16 protein-coding genes and 1 riboswitch are annotated in these 16491 nt (G+C 62.1%); of the genes, 4 read left to right on the plus strand and 12 right to left on the minus strand.

The window, feature by feature from the left end:
• Window positions 1–836: 836 nt before the first annotated feature.
• Both cobT and BUB04_RS17810 read right to left on the minus strand, forming a co-directional pair.
• Window positions 837–1895 carry a nicotinate-nucleotide--dimethylbenzimidazole phosphoribosyltransferase gene (gene cobT / locus BUB04_RS17805; protein ID WP_073042016.1) on the minus strand — a complete coding sequence of 353 codons (1059 nt, stop codon included), beginning with the start codon at window positions 1893–1895 and terminating at the stop codon, window positions 837–839.
• A gap of 251 nt (window positions 1896–2146) precedes the next feature.
• A riboswitch (cobalamin riboswitch) is annotated at window positions 2147–2384 on the minus strand.
• 13 nt (window positions 2385–2397) lie between these two features.
• The gene (locus tag BUB04_RS17810; RefSeq protein ID WP_073042018.1) at window positions 2398–2673 is read right to left on the minus strand and encodes a DUF3303 domain-containing protein; all 276 of its coding nucleotides are present in this window, start codon (window positions 2671–2673) and stop codon (window positions 2398–2400) included.
• 196 nt (window positions 2674–2869) lie between these two features.
• Here BUB04_RS17810 and BUB04_RS17815 point away from each other — a divergent pair, with 196 nt between their 5' ends.
• Entirely contained in the window at window positions 2870–3313 is a 444-nt protein-coding gene (locus tag BUB04_RS17815) for a cytochrome c3 family protein (RefSeq protein WP_143156555.1), read from the plus strand.
• 619 nt (window positions 3314–3932) lie between these two features.
• Here the strand turns inward: BUB04_RS17815 and BUB04_RS17820 are convergent.
• The 6 genes from BUB04_RS17820 to BUB04_RS17845 all read right to left on the minus strand — a co-directional run bounded on the left by BUB04_RS17820 (window position 3933) and on the right by BUB04_RS17845 (window position 9030).
• Window positions 3933–4202, minus strand: a complete 270-nt coding sequence (locus BUB04_RS17820; RefSeq protein ID WP_337833401.1) for a ferredoxin family protein — start codon at window positions 4200–4202, stop codon at window positions 3933–3935.
• A gap of 176 nt (window positions 4203–4378) precedes the next feature.
• Complete coding sequence (locus BUB04_RS17825) at window positions 4379–4696, minus strand: TusE/DsrC/DsvC family sulfur relay protein (RefSeq protein ID WP_073042023.1); 318 nt, start codon at window positions 4694–4696, stop codon at window positions 4379–4381.
• 42 nt (window positions 4697–4738) lie between these two features.
• Window positions 4739–6190, minus strand: coding sequence for a cobyrinic acid a,c-diamide synthase CobB (locus BUB04_RS17830; RefSeq protein WP_073042025.1), 1452 nt, complete (start codon window positions 6188–6190; stop codon window positions 4739–4741).
• A 66-nt stretch (window positions 6191–6256) separates the two neighbouring features.
• Window positions 6257–7357 (minus strand): dissimilatory-type sulfite reductase subunit beta, encoded by a 1101-nt coding sequence (gene dsrB / locus BUB04_RS17835; RefSeq protein WP_073042027.1) that lies wholly within the window; start codon window positions 7355–7357, stop codon window positions 6257–6259.
• An 11-nt stretch (window positions 7358–7368) separates the two neighbouring features.
• Window positions 7369–8643, minus strand: a complete 1275-nt coding sequence (gene dsrA, locus BUB04_RS17840) for a dissimilatory-type sulfite reductase subunit alpha (protein WP_073042029.1) — start codon at window positions 8641–8643, stop codon at window positions 7369–7371.
• A 150-nt stretch (window positions 8644–8793) separates the two neighbouring features.
• Window positions 8794–9030, minus strand: a complete 237-nt coding sequence (locus tag BUB04_RS17845) for a dissimilatory sulfite reductase D family protein (RefSeq protein WP_073042030.1) — start codon at window positions 9028–9030, stop codon at window positions 8794–8796.
• Window positions 9031–9306: 276 nt separating this feature from the next.
• On the opposite strand from BUB04_RS17845, the gene BUB04_RS17850 reads away from it, so the two are divergent.
• Window positions 9307–9930 (plus strand): tetratricopeptide repeat protein, encoded by a 624-nt coding sequence (locus BUB04_RS17850; protein WP_073042033.1) that lies wholly within the window; start codon window positions 9307–9309, stop codon window positions 9928–9930.
• A gap of 11 nt (window positions 9931–9941) precedes the next feature.
• Window positions 9942–10445 (plus strand): FKBP-type peptidyl-prolyl cis-trans isomerase, encoded by a 504-nt coding sequence (locus tag BUB04_RS17855; protein ID WP_178372041.1) that lies wholly within the window; start codon window positions 9942–9944, stop codon window positions 10443–10445.
• A gap of 300 nt (window positions 10446–10745) precedes the next feature.
• Here the strand turns inward: BUB04_RS17855 and BUB04_RS17860 are convergent, their stop codons facing one another.
• Window positions 10746–11093, minus strand: coding sequence for a hypothetical protein (locus BUB04_RS17860; protein ID WP_073042036.1), 348 nt, complete (start codon window positions 11091–11093; stop codon window positions 10746–10748).
• Between the two features lie 14 nt (window positions 11094–11107).
• A complete protein-coding gene (ahbA, locus tag BUB04_RS17865) occupies window positions 11108–12091 on the minus strand; it encodes a siroheme decarboxylase subunit alpha (RefSeq protein ID WP_073042038.1) in 984 nt (327 codons plus the stop codon).
• A gap of 127 nt (window positions 12092–12218) precedes the next feature.
• On the opposite strand from ahbA, the gene glgA reads away from it, so the two are divergent.
• Window positions 12219–13679, plus strand: a complete 1461-nt coding sequence (glgA, locus tag BUB04_RS17870; protein WP_073042040.1) for a glycogen synthase GlgA — start codon at window positions 12219–12221, stop codon at window positions 13677–13679.
• Window positions 13680–13778: 99 nt separating this feature from the next.
• Here the strand turns inward: glgA and selD are convergent, their stop codons facing one another.
• Window positions 13779–14825: a selenide, water dikinase SelD gene (gene selD / locus BUB04_RS17875; RefSeq protein WP_084076632.1), complete on the minus strand. Its 1047-nt coding sequence runs from the start codon at window positions 14823–14825 to the stop codon at window positions 13779–13781.
• Between the two features lie 105 nt (window positions 14826–14930).
• Window positions 14931–16289 (minus strand): magnesium transporter, encoded by a 1359-nt coding sequence (gene mgtE, locus BUB04_RS17880; protein ID WP_073042044.1) that lies wholly within the window; start codon window positions 16287–16289, stop codon window positions 14931–14933.
• Window positions 16290–16491: the final 202 nt, after the last annotated feature.

The raw sequence follows: 16491 nt of genomic DNA on the forward strand, positions 1-16491 counted from the left end.
CCGCCCAGCGTGGCAGACTTCCGTGGCTACGTCGGCCGGCTCCAGGTCGAAGTTTGTGTTCTCCGTTTCTCGCCCTTTCGTCTGCGAGTGCCACAGTATCTCGACCATACCTTGCCGCTTTGACACGGTCTGGACTTCGTCCTTCCCTAGGAGACTCGTCGAGTCGTAAGGCCGAATCGCGTTCGTCATCCTGCGGACTGTGTGTTCGTCTCCGGTTGCTTCCCACCCCGCCTCACGGCGACGCAGTTACCTTCGACTACCGGGAGCGGGCATCTCCCGGAAGAGGACTTTCACCTCTCTGATCACGCCTGCTCCCAGGCGCACTAGGGGCGAATGATGATTCGCCCCTACTACCGGGAGCTTGTCCGAGGATAGCATTTTCCTGGAAGCGCGGGCGTCTTGCCCACTTCTCGTGCGGGCCGCAGGCCCGCGGTCCCAGGGGAAGAGGCTTGCGGGTTGGTTTTCGGGCAGCCTCCCAGGAGACTGTCCTAAAACGACAGGGATGAACGCTTTTCCAGTAGCGCAGCCCTTCAGGGCTGCGGAGGAGTCCCCGGACGTCGGAGGGGACATGCGGTATTCACCGTCACCTTATAGGTTACGATGACCTTTTTCCGCGGGGCTGAAGCCCCGCGGCTACGAAAGAGGGGAGTCCCTTGTGGGGTGAGGAAGGAAACCCGTCCACGGACAGCCTCCTAGGAGCCTGTCTGAAAATGGCTTACTCGCCCCTTCCAACGTCCATCCGTCATCCCCGCAAACGCGGGGATCCACAATTTCCAGTACGTTATGGACTCCCGCTTGCGCGGGAGTGACGGTTTGCGGAGTTCCCGGACAGGCTCCTAGTGCCCCGTGTCGGTGACGCCGGCCTCTTCGAAGGTCTTGATGTCTCGCAACACCTTGGCCGACGCCTCCACCAGGCTCATGGCCAGGGCCGCGCCGGTGCCTTCCCCGAGTCGCATCCCCAGGTCCAGGATGGGCTCCAGGCCCAGCAGTCCGTACATGGCGGCATGGCCCACTTCCTGGCTCTTGTGGGAAACGAAAAGATAGTCCTTGGCCGCCGGAACCAGACGGCAGGCGATGAGAGCCCCGGCCGTGGCGATGAAGCCGTCGCAGACCACGGGGACCTTGGCCGCCGCCGCGCCCAGAACGGCTCCGGCCAGCCCGGCGATCTCGTAGCCGCCCACCTTGGCCAACACATCCAGGGGATCGTCGGGATCCGGGCGGTTCACCTCCAGAGCCCTTTCCACCACCTGCACCTTGCGCTTCCATGCCTCGTCGTCGATGCCGGTGCCCCTTCCCGTAAGTTCCGCCACAGGCTTTCCGCTGAAGGCGGCCACGATGGCCGTGGAAGGCGTGGTGTTGGCGATCCCCATGTCTCCCGTGCCGAAAAGGCGGTAGCCCTCCTCTCGGGCCGCCTTCATCACCAGCTCGGCGCCCGCCAGAACGGCCCGCTCCGCCTCCTCCCAACTCATGGCCGGCCCCTGGGCGATGTTGCCGGTGCCCTTGGCGATCTTTCGATGCTCCACGGCCCACTCGGGCGGTAGATCCGCCGCCACGCCGCAGTCCACCACACGCACGTCCGCTCCCACGTGGGAAGCCAGCACGCTGATGGACGCCCAGCCCTGGATGAAGCTGAAGACCATCTGGGCCGTCACTTCCTGGGGATAGGCGCTCACGCCCTCTTCGGCCACCCCATGGTCCCCGGCCATGGTGAAGATGAGCTTTCGGCTCAAATCGGGCTGCAGGGTGCGGCAAATGGACCCGACCCGGGCCGCCATCTCTTCCAACCGCCCCAGAGATCCCCTGGGTCGAATCTGTGAGCGCAAACGTTCCCACGCCTTGTCCGCCCATGCCTTGTCCGCCGGTTCGATGGCGGCGATCAGTTCCTTGAGATCCATCTCTTTTCCTCCCTTTCCATCTCAGCAGTACGATTCCCCAAATGGACCCCCATTCCAGGCGGGTCGTGACATCAAAGGGTGAAAAGCACCCTCCATAACCAGGCCACTGTGGGGGGGCGAATGATCATTCGCCCCTGCATCAGGCGTCCGCGAACCGTGCATTCTGGCGTTTCAGGGATGCCGCAAAAAAAAAATCCTTCGGGGTCGGCAGACCCCGAAGGATTACCCTCAGGCACAGGCAATCTCGCTGCCTAATCCTTGTCACGACGGCAGGTTTTCTGACTCGCGGATCCCCTTACTCTCCGAACCTTCCCGCCCCGTCCCGCTCGAGGTGGCCAGCTTCACCCGGACGCCCCGTTCCTCCACGGACTCGAAAGCAGTGGTCTTTTTCGGATTTCATCCCCGCTCACAGCGCCGGCCCTACGTGGCGGATTCCCACCGCCTTCCCTTTTACCCCGAATGCCGGGCACCGCCGTGACACCGTATGGAAAACATGCAGAAGCTACTTCGCCCTGCTGGTCCGGCGCAACAGTTTCAGCGCCTTTTTGGTCTCCATCACCGGCACCACCTCCGCCACGCCCAAGTCGGTCCATTGGAAGACGGACGCCGCCAGGTGGGCCTCGTCTTCGGCCTCGAAGAGGCGAAACACCCGATGGCCCGTCACATCGAACCACTCGCCCTTCAGGGTGACGCCGGAAACCTCCGCCTGTTCGGCCGTTCTCTCGATCACCCGGTCCCGATCCTCCGGTGCGTAGTTGTAGATGGCCATAAAGAGCATGGGCGCCTCCTCTCGGTTGGAGTTCCTGCCGTATGGAACGTTCCTTGAAATATAGCCCCAGGACGGTGGAGCCTGTCAACGGGAACTTTGGAATACCAAAAGCTCCTTGACGGGCAGGCGGCCCCTTCACTATAATCCGCGAGCGTGAACGGAATCACAATGAGGGGGATCGAACGAAGCGAAAGGAGGTGACACCGTGAAGAGGAACAGAATGTTGGTACTCCCGGTTTTGGCCCTGGCGCTCATCTTCGCCGGGACGCTCATCGCCGTGGCGTCGGATGCTCCGGACGTCATCACTTTGAACTCCAGCCTGTGGCCGGAACACACCAAGGGCCTGGTGGAGTTCACCCACAAGAAGCACGCTGAAGATTACGGCATCGCCTGCGCCGACTGCCACCACAAGTTCGAAGGCGGCCAGAACGTATGGAAGGAAGGCGATCCGGTCCAGAAGTGCGAGGAATGTCACAACGAGCCCACCATCCAGGGCGAGAAGAAGCTTCCTCCCGATCAGCAGAAGCTCAACCTGAAGTTGGCCTTCCATGGCAACTGCATCGACTGCCACAAGAAGCTCAAGAAGGAAAACCAGGAGTCCAAGGCTCCGGTGACCTGCGCCCAGTGCCACCCCAAGGAAGCCAAGTGATGGTATGATTCCTTCTTAGGCATGCAAAACCCGGCCCTCCGGCCGGGTTTTTTTTTTGCCGTCTTTTGCTGGGAGCGTGTCTGAGAACGCCACAGGCGACCCCTTTTGTCGTAGCGCAGCCCTTCAGGGCTGCGGAGACCCCCCCGGCCGAAGGATAAGCCATCGCGTATTTCCGGTCGCTTCATGGACTTACGATGACCCTTTCCGCGGGGCTGAAGCCCCGCGCCTACGGAGGAAATCAGACCTAAACCGGGCGATTTTTTTCGGGGGTCTCTACCACCGCGTGATTGGCGGGCGGGGATAAACCCCGCCCCTACAACACCCAAGGGGTCCGTGTCTTTTTGCAGGTGCGGGCTTTACGCCCGGCTTCAGGGCCTGTCCGTAAAAAAGACTCGTCCCATTTAAATCGCATTCTTTACCGCTTTCAGACAAAAGCCTGCTCCCGGACGAGCTTTTTTGAAAGCCTGTCGGAAAACGGCTCATCAGCGTCCAGGAGCCACTTTCCCGCACTGTCTCTCCTCAGCCTGCATGGACGGCCCGGTTCGCTTCCACTCCACAAAAAAAACCGCCCGAGGCTTTGGGCCACCGGGCGGCTCGAAAATCTCAGGCAAGTGCGGGCTTAGATTTCCTCGATGGTGATGGCATCGCTTTCGCACACTTCCACGCAGCTTTCGCAGCCCAGGCACTCGTCCTCATTGACCGGCTCCGCCTTGCCGTCCACCAGTTCGTAGACGTCCACGGGGCACACATCGATGCATTCGCCGTCGCCAGTGCACTTGTCCTTGTCAACCGTCACTTTGAACATTGCTTTCTTCCTCCCTTTTTCGTCATGAGATGCCGGCCGGGAGCAGGAATCGCGGCCCCGCTCGCTTGCCAGGTTTCTACGCACACCGAGCCTTTATAGGCTTGTCCGGCGGATGTCAAGCCCAAAGCGGCGCCTGGGAGAGTGAGCGCGTCCATGTGATTCTTTTCTCATGTGGCACAGCGCAAAAAAACCCGCCCCCTCTCCGGCCATCCCGCGAAACGAAGGGCCCCGGCCGAGCGCCGGAGCCCCAACGGAACGTCTTACACGCAGCCGGTCGGCTTGGGCAGGCCGGCCATCTTACAGGCGCCCTTGCCCGGTCCACTCGGGAACAGCTCGTAGATGTACTTGAGCTTGTAGCCGGTCACCTTGGTGAGGATCCGGACCATGGGGGCGATACCGTGCTTGCGGTAGTAGTCCTGCAGCACGTGGATGACCTTCCAGTGCTCCTCGGTGAGCTCCTGGATGCCTTCCGATTCCTTCACGTACTCCACCCATTCCGGGCACCACTTGTCGAAGCTGTCGATGAAGCCGTCTTCATCCACATCGAAAACTTTGCCTTTGTATTCGATTTGCGGCATGGGAATTTCCTCCTTCTCTAGTGTTGGATGAACACCGATCTCTTACAAAGCCTTGACCACGGAGGCTTGCGGGGGCCTGAGCGCCGTTTCGGAAGCCATCACCTTTCGGTTTCGGTGCCACACGGCCGCCTTCAGAAGCCCTTCAGCCCATTCCTTTTGTCCGCACGCATGAAGATGCGTGTAGCTTGCCAAGACATTCTTATAGCACACCCCATCCCAACCTTCCAAGACTCCGAAGCCCTTTTTCACCCGAAAAGCGAACTCCAGCGACTCCGTCACGTCCACCACTCGTGAGTAGTGGAATTCATGGCCGCGGAGCTCTATCCCCTCGGGAAAGAAGGCGGTTTCCTTCACCGCCTCCAACACCGTGTATCCGTGCCCCTGGGGCTTCCGGCCCATCTCCACCTCAAAGGGCAAAGCGCCCACCATGGGGTGGAGACGATCTCCGCTACGGATGCCGCGGCTCAGGAACATGAGTCCTCCGCATTCCGCATAGACGGGAAGCCCGGCCTCGACCGCTTCACGCACCGACTCTCGGAACGGGCGATTCCCGGCGATCTGCGCAAGATGCGTTTCCGGAAAACCGCCGCCGATATAGAGCGCATCCACCTCGGGCAGGCGCGGAAGATTCATGCTGTCGATGAAGACGAGTTCCGCACCCGATTCCTCCAGTGCCTCCAGGTTTTCCGGGTAGTAGAACTGGAAGGCGCCGTCCCGTAGCACTCCGATGCGAACCGCGTCTCCCCCAAGCTGTGCGACGGGATTGCAGCCGCCGACGGCAGGCCACCCCAGCCGTTCGGCGCGCCGGGCCATGTCATGGAGGCCCTCCACGTCCACCAGGGCTTCCATCCTTTCGGCCAGTCTCTCCACCGCCTCCGCGAGTCGACCGTGCTCCTGGGGCGGAACCAGCCCCATGTGCCGTTCCGGGAAGAGGTTTTCCCGCTCCTTGGGAAGCACCCCCACGACGGGCAGGCCGTTGACCTTCTCGACGGATTGGCGGAGCACCCGCTCGTGGCGGGCTCCCGCCACGCGGTTCAGAATCACTCCGGCCACATCCACCTGGGGGTCCAGCATCCGGCACCCCAGCACCAGGGCCGCGGCGGTTCGGGTCATCTTGGTGGCGTCCAGCACCAGCACCACCGGGGATTTCAGGAGCTTGGAAAGCTCGGCCGACGAACAGGTTCCGTCCGCATCCACCCCGTCATACAACCCGCGGTTTCCCTCGATGAGGGCCACGTCGGCGCCGTGGGCCCGTCTCACGAAGGAACCCAGGATGTCCATGGGGCTCATGAGGAAAGGGTCCAGATTGTAGCACGGATGGGAGGCGGCCAAGGCCAGCCAGCCCGCATCAATGTAGTCCGGGCCCTTTTTGAACGGAACAACAGAAAGCCCCAAGCGACGGCGCCATGCTGCGGCGAGACCCAGGGAAACCAGGGTCTTGCCGGCGCCGCCCCTGAGGGCCGCTATCATCAACCGAGGGGTCTTGAAGGTCATGCACGTATCGCGTCTCTGGGGAGGGGCCCAAGGCGTACGCACCGGCCCCTCCCCCTGGAGGCGTTCCTAGAACTTGAACTGGGTGGTGGTCCGCCACGTGGTCATCGCGAGACGGTAGTCGTCGATATGCTCATGACGGAACTCCAGCCCGGTCTTTTCGAAGAAGCGTTCCCAACCGATGCGGTCGATCCACTCGCCGACGCGTTCGTAGCGGCGGGCATCGGAGGCGTACACTTCCAGGATCTTCTTGATGGTCTGGACCGTGGTGGGCCAACGAGGCGGCTCGTTGGGGATGTAGTGCACGGCCAGCTTGGAGAACTTGGGCGCAGTGCGGGAGTTGGACACCTTGCCGCCCACCCACAAGGCGATGCCGTCGCCGTCGCCGTCGGCGATGGGCAGAGCCGGACACATGGTGTAGCAGTTGCCGCAGAACATGCAGCGCTTTTCGTTGATCTCGATGCTCTTGTAATCGCCCACCTTCTTGGGCTTGATGGCCGCCGTGGGGCAGGCGGCGATCACAAGCGGGATCTCGCACACGTTCTGGACACGCTCATGTTCGATGAACGGGGGCTTGCGGTGCACGCCCAGGATGGCGATGTCGGAGCAGTGCACGGCGCCGCACATGTTGAGGCAGCAGGCCAGGGAGATACGGACCTGGGCCGGCAGCTTGTGGGAGCCGAAGTAGTCGAACAGCTCGTCCATGACCGCCTTCACGATACCGGAGGCGTCGATGGCCGGGGTGTGGCAATGGATCCAGCCCTGGGTGTGGACGATGTTGGTCACCGAGGCGCCGGTGCCGCCGATAGGGAACCAGTTGCCGCGACTCTTCAGCTCGTCGATGAGGGGCTGCAGCTTGGACTTGTCGTCCACCATGAACTCGATGTTGTTGCGGGTGGTCCAGCGCACGTAGCCGCCGCAATGCTTGTCGGCGATGTCACAGATCTCGCGGATGAGATCCACCGACAGAAGACGGGCCGCGCCCACGCGCACCGTGTAAACCTCGGCGCCCGTCTCGGAGACGTGCACCAGCACACCGGGTTCCAGGATTTCATGGTATTTCCACTTCCCGTAGTTTTCCTTGATGACCGGCGGGAAGAACTTGTCGTACTTCGGGGGACCGATATCGGTGATGCGATCTTTCATGATGTCATTGGGATCGAAAGGCATGGTGTCACCTCCTATGCATGATGCCGTTCACGGTAGGCCTTGGGATCGTGGGACCAGCCGCCGGGAACTTCCGCCGGATCGTAGAAAATGTAAGGATTGTACCGCGGCGTGTTGACCATACGCGGATCAGGCTGCAGCTCGGTGGCCTCGAGGAACGCCTTCATGCCCAGGCGCTGGATGGTCTCGCCCAAACGCTCGCGGTTCTTGCCTTCCTCCATCCACCAATCCCACATCTTTTCCACGAATTCGTGGAATTCCTCGTAGGGAGGCTCCATCTTGATGAACGGAATCACCACGCTGCCCAGCTGCGCACCTTCCAGGATCGGGGCCTTGGCGCCCACCAGAATGGTGGCACCGGTGTCCAGACCCGGACGGAGAGCCCGCGGCATCACGTTGATGCAGTGCATGCAGCGCGTGCAGTCCTCATCCCAGATCTTCAGGTTCTTGCCGTCCCACTCCATGCACTTGGTGGGACACAGGTCGATGACTTCCTTCTGGATGTCCAGAGCGCGCTTTTCCGTGCCGTGGGCACCGCCGTTGGGCACCAGCTCGCCGCCCACGTAGGCGCGAACCGCTTCCTGATCGATGCGGATCTTGTCGCGCCAGGTACCGATGATGGAGCAGTCGGCGCGGGCGATGGCGGCCACGCAGTCATTGGGGCAGCCGGAGGTCTTGAACTTGAACTTGTAGGGGAACATGGGACGATGGAGCTCGTCCTGGTAGCGCATGGTGATGTCGTAGGTGATGTCCTGCGTGTCGATACAGGACCATTCACACCGGGCCTTGCCCACGCAGCAGGACGGGGTGCGCATGTTGGAGCCGGAGCCGCCCAGGTCCATACCCAGATCATGGGTCAGTTCGTAGAAAATGGGCTCCAGTTGGTCCGTGGTGGTCCCCAGAAGGATGATGTCGCCGGTGGAGCCGTGCATGTTGGTGAGGCCGCTGCCCTTCTCTTCCCAGATGTCGCACAGCTTGCGAAGAACTTCGGTGGTGTAGAACTTACTGGCCGGCTGATTCACACGCATGGTGTGGAAGTGGGCCACGTTGGGGAAAAGATCCGGCCGGTCGCAGTAACGGCCGATGACGCCGCCGCCGTAGCCGAAAACGCCGACGATGCCGCCGTGCTTCCAGTGACCTTCCTTGTGCTCATAGGACATCTCGAGCAAGCCCAACAGGTCTTCCGCCATGGGCTTTCTTTCCGCGACCCGCTTGATGTCGGTCACGAAACTCGGCCATGGCCCCTTTTCCAGCTCATCCAGCATGGGGGTCTTGTGCTTCAAAGCCATTCCGTTACCTCCTATAGGGTTGAACAAACACCTTCCACTGCCGACTATGGAGTCCTTCGGCCCGCCGGAGGCAGGCGGAAGGAGTCACACGGCTTCGTACCGCCGTCTCCCGAATGAACCGCACCAGGAAGCGGCTTCCCGCCAAAGCCTCTACTTCATGGAATCTTCTTCCTTGCCCACGTCGTCGACGCCGGGCAGCATGTACATGGTGGTGCTGCCGCTGGACCAGTACTTGATGGTGCCTTCTTCCACCATCTGGTTGATGATCTTCTTGGCCTCGCGCATCTTCAGATCCGGGACCGCCTTGCAGAGATCGTTGAAGTAGAGCTTGGTCTTCTTCTGGCTCTTCATGTACTCCAGGATCTTTTCTTTGGCTTCCTGACTCATCTTCTTCTCCTTGTCGTCAGAGACCCCAAAAAACAAACAAATCAAGGACCTAGCGGTCCTTGCCGAACCATTCGCCCGGTCACTAAGTGAATCTATTCACTCGAGTCCGCAACCTCTATAAACTCCGCCTCGAAACTTTGTCAACAAAATTCCAGGATTCTTGAGGTTTGGCGGCCCTTGCCTTGACAGGGGTCCACCCCCTTGTTAGTGTCCGGCGACGCTCGAAGCCGGGCGCTTTTTTTTCATCCGACCAACCGCCAACAGCGAGGACGAAACATGGCGAACCACCAACACGAAACACCGGAGATCCCCAAGGAGGTCCTGACCGACCTCAATCAATACATCAAATATCTTCGGGAGCGGATCTTCTTCGAGCCCGAATCGCCCGTCTTTCACTACAACCTGGGGATCGCCTACGCGCGCAAGGGGCTGCGGGCCGAGGCCATCTCGGAATTCAAGCAAGCCATCGAATGCGACCCCACCATGGCCCAGGCCTACGTGAATCTGGGGGGCCTCTATTTCCAGGAAGGGGAGTTGGATCGCTGTATCAACGCCAACCGCAAGGCCCTGGAGATCGATCCCAACCTTCCCATGGCCTACAGCAACCTGGGCTTCGCGCATCTCCAGAAAGGGGAGCACGAGGAAGCCATCGAGGCATGCCGAAAGGCCGTGGAGCTCATGCCCCAACTCCTCCAGGCCCACAACAACCTGGCCGTGGCGTACTTGCAGGTGGGCCGGCACCAGGAAAGCATTGCGGCGTCCCTCAAGGTCCTGGAGCTCCACGCCGACTTCGCTCCCGCCCACTACAATCTGTACGTGGCCTATTCGGCCACGGGAGACGAGGCGAAGGCAGCCGAACATCTGGAAAGGGCCAGGGAACTGGGCTACCCGGCGGAATGAAAGGGAAACGGATGGAGATACTGAAGGATCATTTCGTGGTGATCGAATACACCGTGCGACTGGACGACGGCACGGTGATCAAGGGCGATCCGGAACCGGCGTCCATGAACTTCGCGGTGGGCTACGACCAGCTTCTGCCCGCCCTGGAAAGCCGGCTTCTGGGGAAAAAGGAAGGCGAGAAACTGAGCTTCACCATCCCGGCGAAGGAGGCTTTCGGAGAGAAGGATCCTCAGCAGATTCGCCGGAAGAGCTACGAGGAGTTCCCGCAAGGGCGCAACCTGGAGGCGGGCAAGTGGGTGGTGGCCACCAACGACTCCCTGGGCGCCCAATACACCTACTACGTCCTGGAAAAGGACGACGAGGGCGTGGTTCTGGACTACAATCATCCACTGGCGGGCAAAGACCTGCACTACCAGGTAAAGATCGTGAGCGTGCGGCCGCTCCTGCCGGAGGAACTGGCGGAGCTTCGCCCCTGCAAGACCGGGGACCTGACCCGGCCGGAGGATCTGGGGTAGGGACGTACCCGAGGGAGCCCCTTACCGTTCCGAGCTCTCAGCTCCCATATCCACTTAGGGCGGTTCGCGAACCGCCCCTACAAGCCAGGAAGACTCATCCGAGCGATCATGGCGAACCTCGCCGCTCTCCACGGGTGAAAGAGCCCCTCGAGGGGCCGGCTTCTCGTGGAAGGGCTCGCAAGACCCGATAATCCTATGGTGACCGTATGGCCATCGGGCGGGCATAAAGCCCGCCCCTACATTTTGACGGCATCCGAATTCCCAACAGCCCTGCTTCGGAAAGCCCTTCAGGACGGGCTCCTACCCGTCGCCCGGAAGCTCCTTTTCCTGCCTTTCGTACCACCGGCAGAAGGCCACGATGGCCCGGGCCTTGGTGTCCCGCCGGAGGATCCCGCGGCACAGATCCATGAGGTCCTTGTGGTGCTGGCGGAAGCGCTCATCATCCTTCTGCTCCTCGTAGAACTGGGCCAGAATCATGCCCGCCCGGATGGCCGAGGAGCTCTTGATCTCCTGCCTGGGATCCTTGGGCTCCTGGAAGGGGTCCCAGTTTTCATAACCCAAGCGCAGGATGCGCTGCTGGCCGCGCTTGGACATCTGCTCGAAGATGGCCCGCTTTCGGCGTTCGTATTCATCCTTGTCGTAGTCCATGGAAAGACCTCGATCTATTCCCAAAAGAGTTTCAAGCGTATCTTTTTGAATTCCCGGGTGCTGAAAAGGATCCGATAGTCGGCATGGCCCACCGCGGCCGCCAGGCGATCGGCCACGGCCCGGCACTCCTCCTCGGACCGTCCGTGAATCATGGCGTAGAGATTATAGGGCCACTCCGGGTGCGCCGGCCGGTGGTAACAGTGGCTCACCTCCGGATGCCCGGCCAGGATTTTTCCCATGGAATCGATACGATCCGGATCGCATCGCCAAACCACCATCCCGTTGGCCCCGAAGCCCACTTCCCGGTGGTTGAGGACGGCGGCGAAGCGCCGGATCCAGCCCCGTTCGGTCCAGCGGCGGATGAGCGCCAGGAGTTCTTCTTCCTCACGGCCCAGCTCCACGGCCCAGACGCGGAAGGGACGCTCACCCAACGGGAGATCCTCCTGGATGCAGCGGACGATCCGAACGTTTTCCGGCGTCGGCTCGAAGCCCCTTCCGGCCTCCACTTGGGGGGCGGCGGATTCCGTGGATGTCTCGCCCTCCGGCTCGTCCAGAACGTCCAAGACCACCGCCAGCTTGTATTTCTTGATCGCAGGCAGAATGATGAACGGCCAACCGCCGGCCTTTTCCGACAGCCCGGCCACCACCTCCTCCAGGCTCTCGCCCGGCGGAACGGCCACCGTGAACCACATGTTGTAGGACCCCGGCCGAAGGTAGTTGTGGCTCACGCCGGGATAGGCATTGACCGCCCGTGCGGCCTTCTCCAAGGCCTCTTCCGAAACGGCCATGGCCACCAGGCTGCTCCGGTAGCCCAAGCCGCCCGTGTTGAAGATGGCGCTGATCTGCCGGACCAGACGGTCCTTCTTCATCCGGTCGATTCTTCGGAGGACCTCCGCCTCCCCGACCCCCACCCGATGTCCCAAGGCCTCGAAGGGGCGGGGTTCCAGGGGGAACGCCCTTTGGATCTGATCCAGCAATTGACGATCGACGGCATCCAAGATCTTTTCTCTCCTCACCTTCAGGACTTCACGGCCTTTGATCTTTTACGAACCCACCGGCCATGATAAACACTTTCGTCTCCATTCGCAAAAGAAACGCCTTTCGCAAGCTGACGGAGCCGTTCCCATGGACCTGAAAGTCCTCTTTTGCGCCTCGGAAGCGACCCCCTTCGCCAAGACGGGAGGGCTGGCCGACGTGGCCGGCGCCCTCCCCAAGGCCCTCTCCGCCCTGGGCTGCGACGTGAGGCTGCTTCTCCCGCTCTACCCGTCCGCCCGGGAGGCCGCCGCCCCGTTGGAACCCGTCCGGGAGTGGATCCCCATCCCCGTGGGGGTTCACACCTACCACGGACACCTTTGGAAGGCCGCGGACACAAACGGCCCCGCCGTCTATTTCCTGGAAAAGGACGAATTCTTCCACCGCCCCCACCTGTACGCCCATCCCCTGCGGGGCGACTACGAAGACAACGCCGAACGGTTCATTTTGCTGAGCCGGGCCGTTTATCCGCTGTGCCGCCACCTGGGCTGGACACCCCACATCCTTCACCTGAACGACTGGCAGACGGCCACGGCCGCGGCCTACCTTCACTTCCACTGGCGCCACGATCCGGCCTTCGCGTCCACCCGCTCCCTTCTCACCATCCACAACCTGGGTTACCAGGGCCTCTTTCCTGGGAGCTTCTTCGGCCTGACGGGACTTCCCCCGGACGCCTTCTCCGTGGACGGCATGGAATTCTGGGGCCAGGTCAATTTCCTCAAAGCGGGCCTGGTGTACAGCCACGGCCTCACCACCGTGAGTCCCCGCTACAGCCGGGAAATCCAGGAGCCGGAAAACGGATTCGGCCTGGACGGAGTGCTTCGAAACCGGAGCGCGGACCTTCGGGGGATCCTGAACGGGATCGACACCAGCGTCTGGGACCCCCGAACCGACCCGCACCTTCCGGCCCACTTCGACGCGGAACACCTTTCGGGAAAGACCGAGTGCAAGAAGCAGCTGCTGAGGGAGATGGGATTTCCCGGCGAGGCCCTGGACAGGGCCCTGTGCGTGGTGATCAGCCGGCTGGCGGCACAAAAAGGCGTGGACCTCATCCTGCAGGCCCTGGACGCCATGATGGAGCTGCCCCTGTCGCTGGCCGTTCTGGGAACGGGGGACCCGGAGCTGGAGAAGGCTCTGGGGGAAGCGGAGCGGGCACACCCCGATCGGGTGCGCGTGAGGCTGACCTTCGACGAATCGCTGGCCCACCGGTTGGAAGCCGGCGGAGACCTCTTCCTCATGCCGTCCCGCTACGAGCCGTGCGGGCTCAACCAGATGTACAGCCTGCGCTACGGCACGATCCCCCTCGTGGCCGCCGTGGGAGGCCTGGATGATTCCGTGGTGGACGCGGTCCGGAACCCCCATACGGGGACCGGCTTCAAGTTTTACCGCCACACGCCGGAAGATTTCCTGGCCGCCCTCAAGGCGGCACTCCATCTCTACGAAAACCGGGAAAAGTGGCGGGAGTTGCAAAGGCGTGCCATGGCCCAGGACTTCAGCTGGGCCCGGGCGGCCCGGGCCTACCTGGATTTTTACCGGGAACTGGCGGCGGATTAGTGTGGAAAGAACCGCGAATGAACGCGAATAAACACAAATGGAAATGAGTGGGTTGCGGTAGCGGCCAATGGGGAGCCGGCCGTTGGGAAGAAATTCTTCCTACACTACGAAAATGGCGCCGTCTCCCCGGGATTCCACCCGGCCGACCAAGGCCGCCTGATCCACGCCCGCCTCACGAAGATCGGCCAGCATGGCTTCCGCCTGGTTCGCCGCCACGGCGATCAGAAGGCCGCCCGACGTCTGGGCGTCGGCCAAAAGGTCCAGGAGCAGCGCATCCACGGACGGATCCGCCTGCACCCTCTTTTCGCAAAACCGCCGGTTGCTGTAGGTGCCGGCGGGAATCATGCCCATGGCCGCGTAGTCCAGGACTTCCGGCAGGAAGGGGACGTTGGCGCTCTCGATCCTGAGCACCACCCGGCTCGCCCGCGCCATCTCCAGGGCGTGTCCCAGGAGGCCGAACCCGGTGATGTCCGTGGCGGCGTGCACCTCGTAGCGCTCCATCACCTCCGCCGCCGCGCGATTGAGCGTGGCCATGACCTCCACGCCGTAGGCGGCGGCCTCCTTTCCGGCCAGCCCGCCCTTGACGGCAGTGGCCAGCACGCCGGTGCCCAAGGGCTTGGTGAGAATGAGCGCATCCCCCGGCCGGGCTCCCGCGTTGGTGATCACCCGGTCCGGATGGACCACGCCGGTGACCGCAAGGCCGTACTTGAGTTCCAGGTCGTCCACGCTGTGGCCGCCCACCAGCACGGCCCCCGCCTCGTGGATCTTTTCCAGACCACCTCGCAGAATGTCTTTCAGCACGTCCATGGGGAACTTTTCCACGGGAAAACAGACGATGTTCATGGCCGTGAGGGGCCGCCCGCCCATGGCATAGACGTCGCTCAGGGCGTTGGCCGCGGCGATCCGGCCGAACTGATAGGGGTCGTCCACGATGGGGGTGAGAAAATCCACCGTCTGGATGAGCGCCAGATCGTCCCGCACGCGGTACACCCCGGCGTCGTCCGACGTGCCCCGTCCCACCAGCAGGTTGGGATCCGTCTCCTCAGGCAGGCAGAGAAGCACCTGGTCCAGGTCCCCCGGACCGATCTTGGCCGCTCAGCCCGCCGCCCGAACCGAAGACGCCAGCTTTATATCGCCGGTTGCCATGCCGCAGCCTCCCGATTAACGATCACGGTCTCCCTTGCGCCACCCCGCCGAACCACTAGCGTTTATTTGCGTTCGTTCGCGGTTCTCGGTCCTATCAAGGACTTGTCAGCCGTGCAGGACGATTTCCTGCAGGAAGAGCGTCGCCAGTCCCAGGAAGAAGAAGAACCCGCCCGTATCCGTCGCCGCCGTCACGAAGATGCTCGATCCCAGGGCCGGATCCAGCTTGAGTTTTCTCAAGACGATGGGAACCAGAGCCCCCAGGGCCCCTGCCACGATCATGTTGAAGATCATGGCCATCCACATGATGGCCGAAAGCCACGGATTGCGGTGCCACAGATAGGTGATGAGCCCCAGGACCAAGCCGCAGAGCGCCCCGTTGCACAATCCCACGGCCGCCTGCCGGAGCACCACCATCCACGTCCCCTTGCTCTTGATCTCCCCCAGGGCCAGAGCGCGAACCACCACCGTGAGCGACTGGGTGCCGGCGTTTCCGCCCAGGCCGGCCACCAAGGGCATGAGGGAAGCCAAGACCACGAACCGCGAAATGGTCTCCGAAAAGAGGCTCACCGTGTAGGAAGCCACCAGGGCCGTTCCCAGGTTCACCAAAAGCCATGGGGCCCGGAGCTTCACCGACCGGGGAATGGGCGAGGTCACCTTGTCGTCGGTGTCCAGGTTGGCCAGGAGGTACATGTCCTCCGTGGCCTCTTCGGTCATGACGTCGAAGATGTCGTCGTAGGTGATGATCCCCACCAGCCTACCTTCCGCGTCCACCACCGGCATGGCCAGAAAGTCGTAGTGGACCATTTCCTGGGCCACCTCTTCGATGTCCTGATCCACATGCACCGAGATGACGTTCCGATACATGATGTCGTCGATCCGGCTGTCCGGGCGGGCCATGATGAGGTCCCGCAGGGAGACGATGCCGATGAGCCGGCGGCGTTCATCCACCACGTAGGCATAGTAGATGGTTTCCTTTTTGGGAGCCTGCAGCCGAAGCTCGTCCAGGGCTTGCCGCACGGTGGTATGGGCCCGAAGCAGCGCATAGTCCGTGGTCATGTACGCACCGGCGCTGTCTTCCGGGTAGGTGAGGAGTTTCAGAAGGTTTTGGCGCTCGGCCTGGATGAGCAGCGACAGGAGCCGCTCCCGGAAGCTCTCGTCCAGTTCCTCCACCAGGTCCGCCCGCTCGTCCGGGCGCATGAGCGTGATGAGTCGGCGAAGCGTCTCCCGCCCGAGGAAGCTCAGGGTCTCCTTTTGAATCTCGAAGGGGAGGAACTCGAAGACCGCCAGAGCCCGCTCGGCCCCGACGATTTCCACGTACCGGGCCACCTCCCGGGGCGTGAGCTGCGCCAGTTTCTCGGCGGCATCCGCCGGGTGGAGCCGTTCGACGGACTGCAAAAGACTCTGCTCGTCCCCCCGCCGCACACCCTCCCGCAACGGTTCCATTTGGTGGTTGTTCGCATCCATGATCCGCTCCTCAGGCTCTTCGGGGGATGGCAGAAAAAGCAACGCATCTTTCTAACAGAAGCCCCTTACCTTTTCAATCGGCGTGCCGGGCGGGGATAAAACCCGCCCCTACGGAAGGGGCCCCTCGGTTTTACTGGGACCTAAACTGAGCGATTTTTTCTTCGGGTGTCTTTTACACCGCGTGATTAGCGGGCGGGGATAA

The sequence above is a fragment of the Desulfacinum infernum DSM 9756 genome, from assembly GCF_900129305.1.
Classification (GTDB): domain Bacteria; phylum Desulfobacterota; class Syntrophobacteria; order Syntrophobacterales; family DSM-9756; genus Desulfacinum; species Desulfacinum infernum.

Coding starts and splice junctions, on each gene's coding strand:
- cobT (WP_073042016.1), bottom strand. CDS start 1,895: ATGGATCTCAAGGAACTGATCGCCGCCATCGAACCGGCGGACAAGGCA.
- BUB04_RS17810 (WP_073042018.1), bottom strand. CDS start 2,673: ATGCTCTTTATGGCCATCTACAACTACGCACCGGAGGATCGGGACCGG.
- BUB04_RS17825 (WP_073042023.1), bottom strand. CDS start 4,696: ATGCCGCAAATCGAATACAAAGGCAAAGTTTTCGATGTGGATGAAGAC.
- BUB04_RS17830 (WP_073042025.1), bottom strand. CDS start 6,190: ATGACCTTCAAGACCCCTCGGTTGATGATAGCGGCCCTCAGGGGCGGC.
- dsrB (WP_073042027.1), bottom strand. CDS start 7,357: ATGCCTTTCGATCCCAATGACATCATGAAAGATCGCATCACCGATATC.
- dsrA (WP_073042029.1), bottom strand. CDS start 8,643: ATGGCTTTGAAGCACAAGACCCCCATGCTGGATGAGCTGGAAAAGGGG.
- BUB04_RS17845 (WP_073042030.1), bottom strand. CDS start 9,030: ATGAGTCAGGAAGCCAAAGAAAAGATCCTGGAGTACATGAAGAGCCAG.
- BUB04_RS17850 (WP_073042033.1), top strand. CDS start 9,307: ATGGCGAACCACCAACACGAAACACCGGAGATCCCCAAGGAGGTCCTG.
- BUB04_RS17855 (WP_178372041.1), top strand. CDS start 9,942: ATGGAGATACTGAAGGATCATTTCGTGGTGATCGAATACACCGTGCGA.
- BUB04_RS17860 (WP_073042036.1), bottom strand. CDS start 11,093: ATGGACTACGACAAGGATGAATACGAACGCCGAAAGCGGGCCATCTTC.
- glgA (WP_073042040.1), top strand. CDS start 12,219: ATGGACCTGAAAGTCCTCTTTTGCGCCTCGGAAGCGACCCCCTTCGCC.
- mgtE (WP_073042044.1), bottom strand. CDS start 16,289: ATGGATGCGAACAACCACCAAATGGAACCGTTGCGGGAGGGTGTGCGG.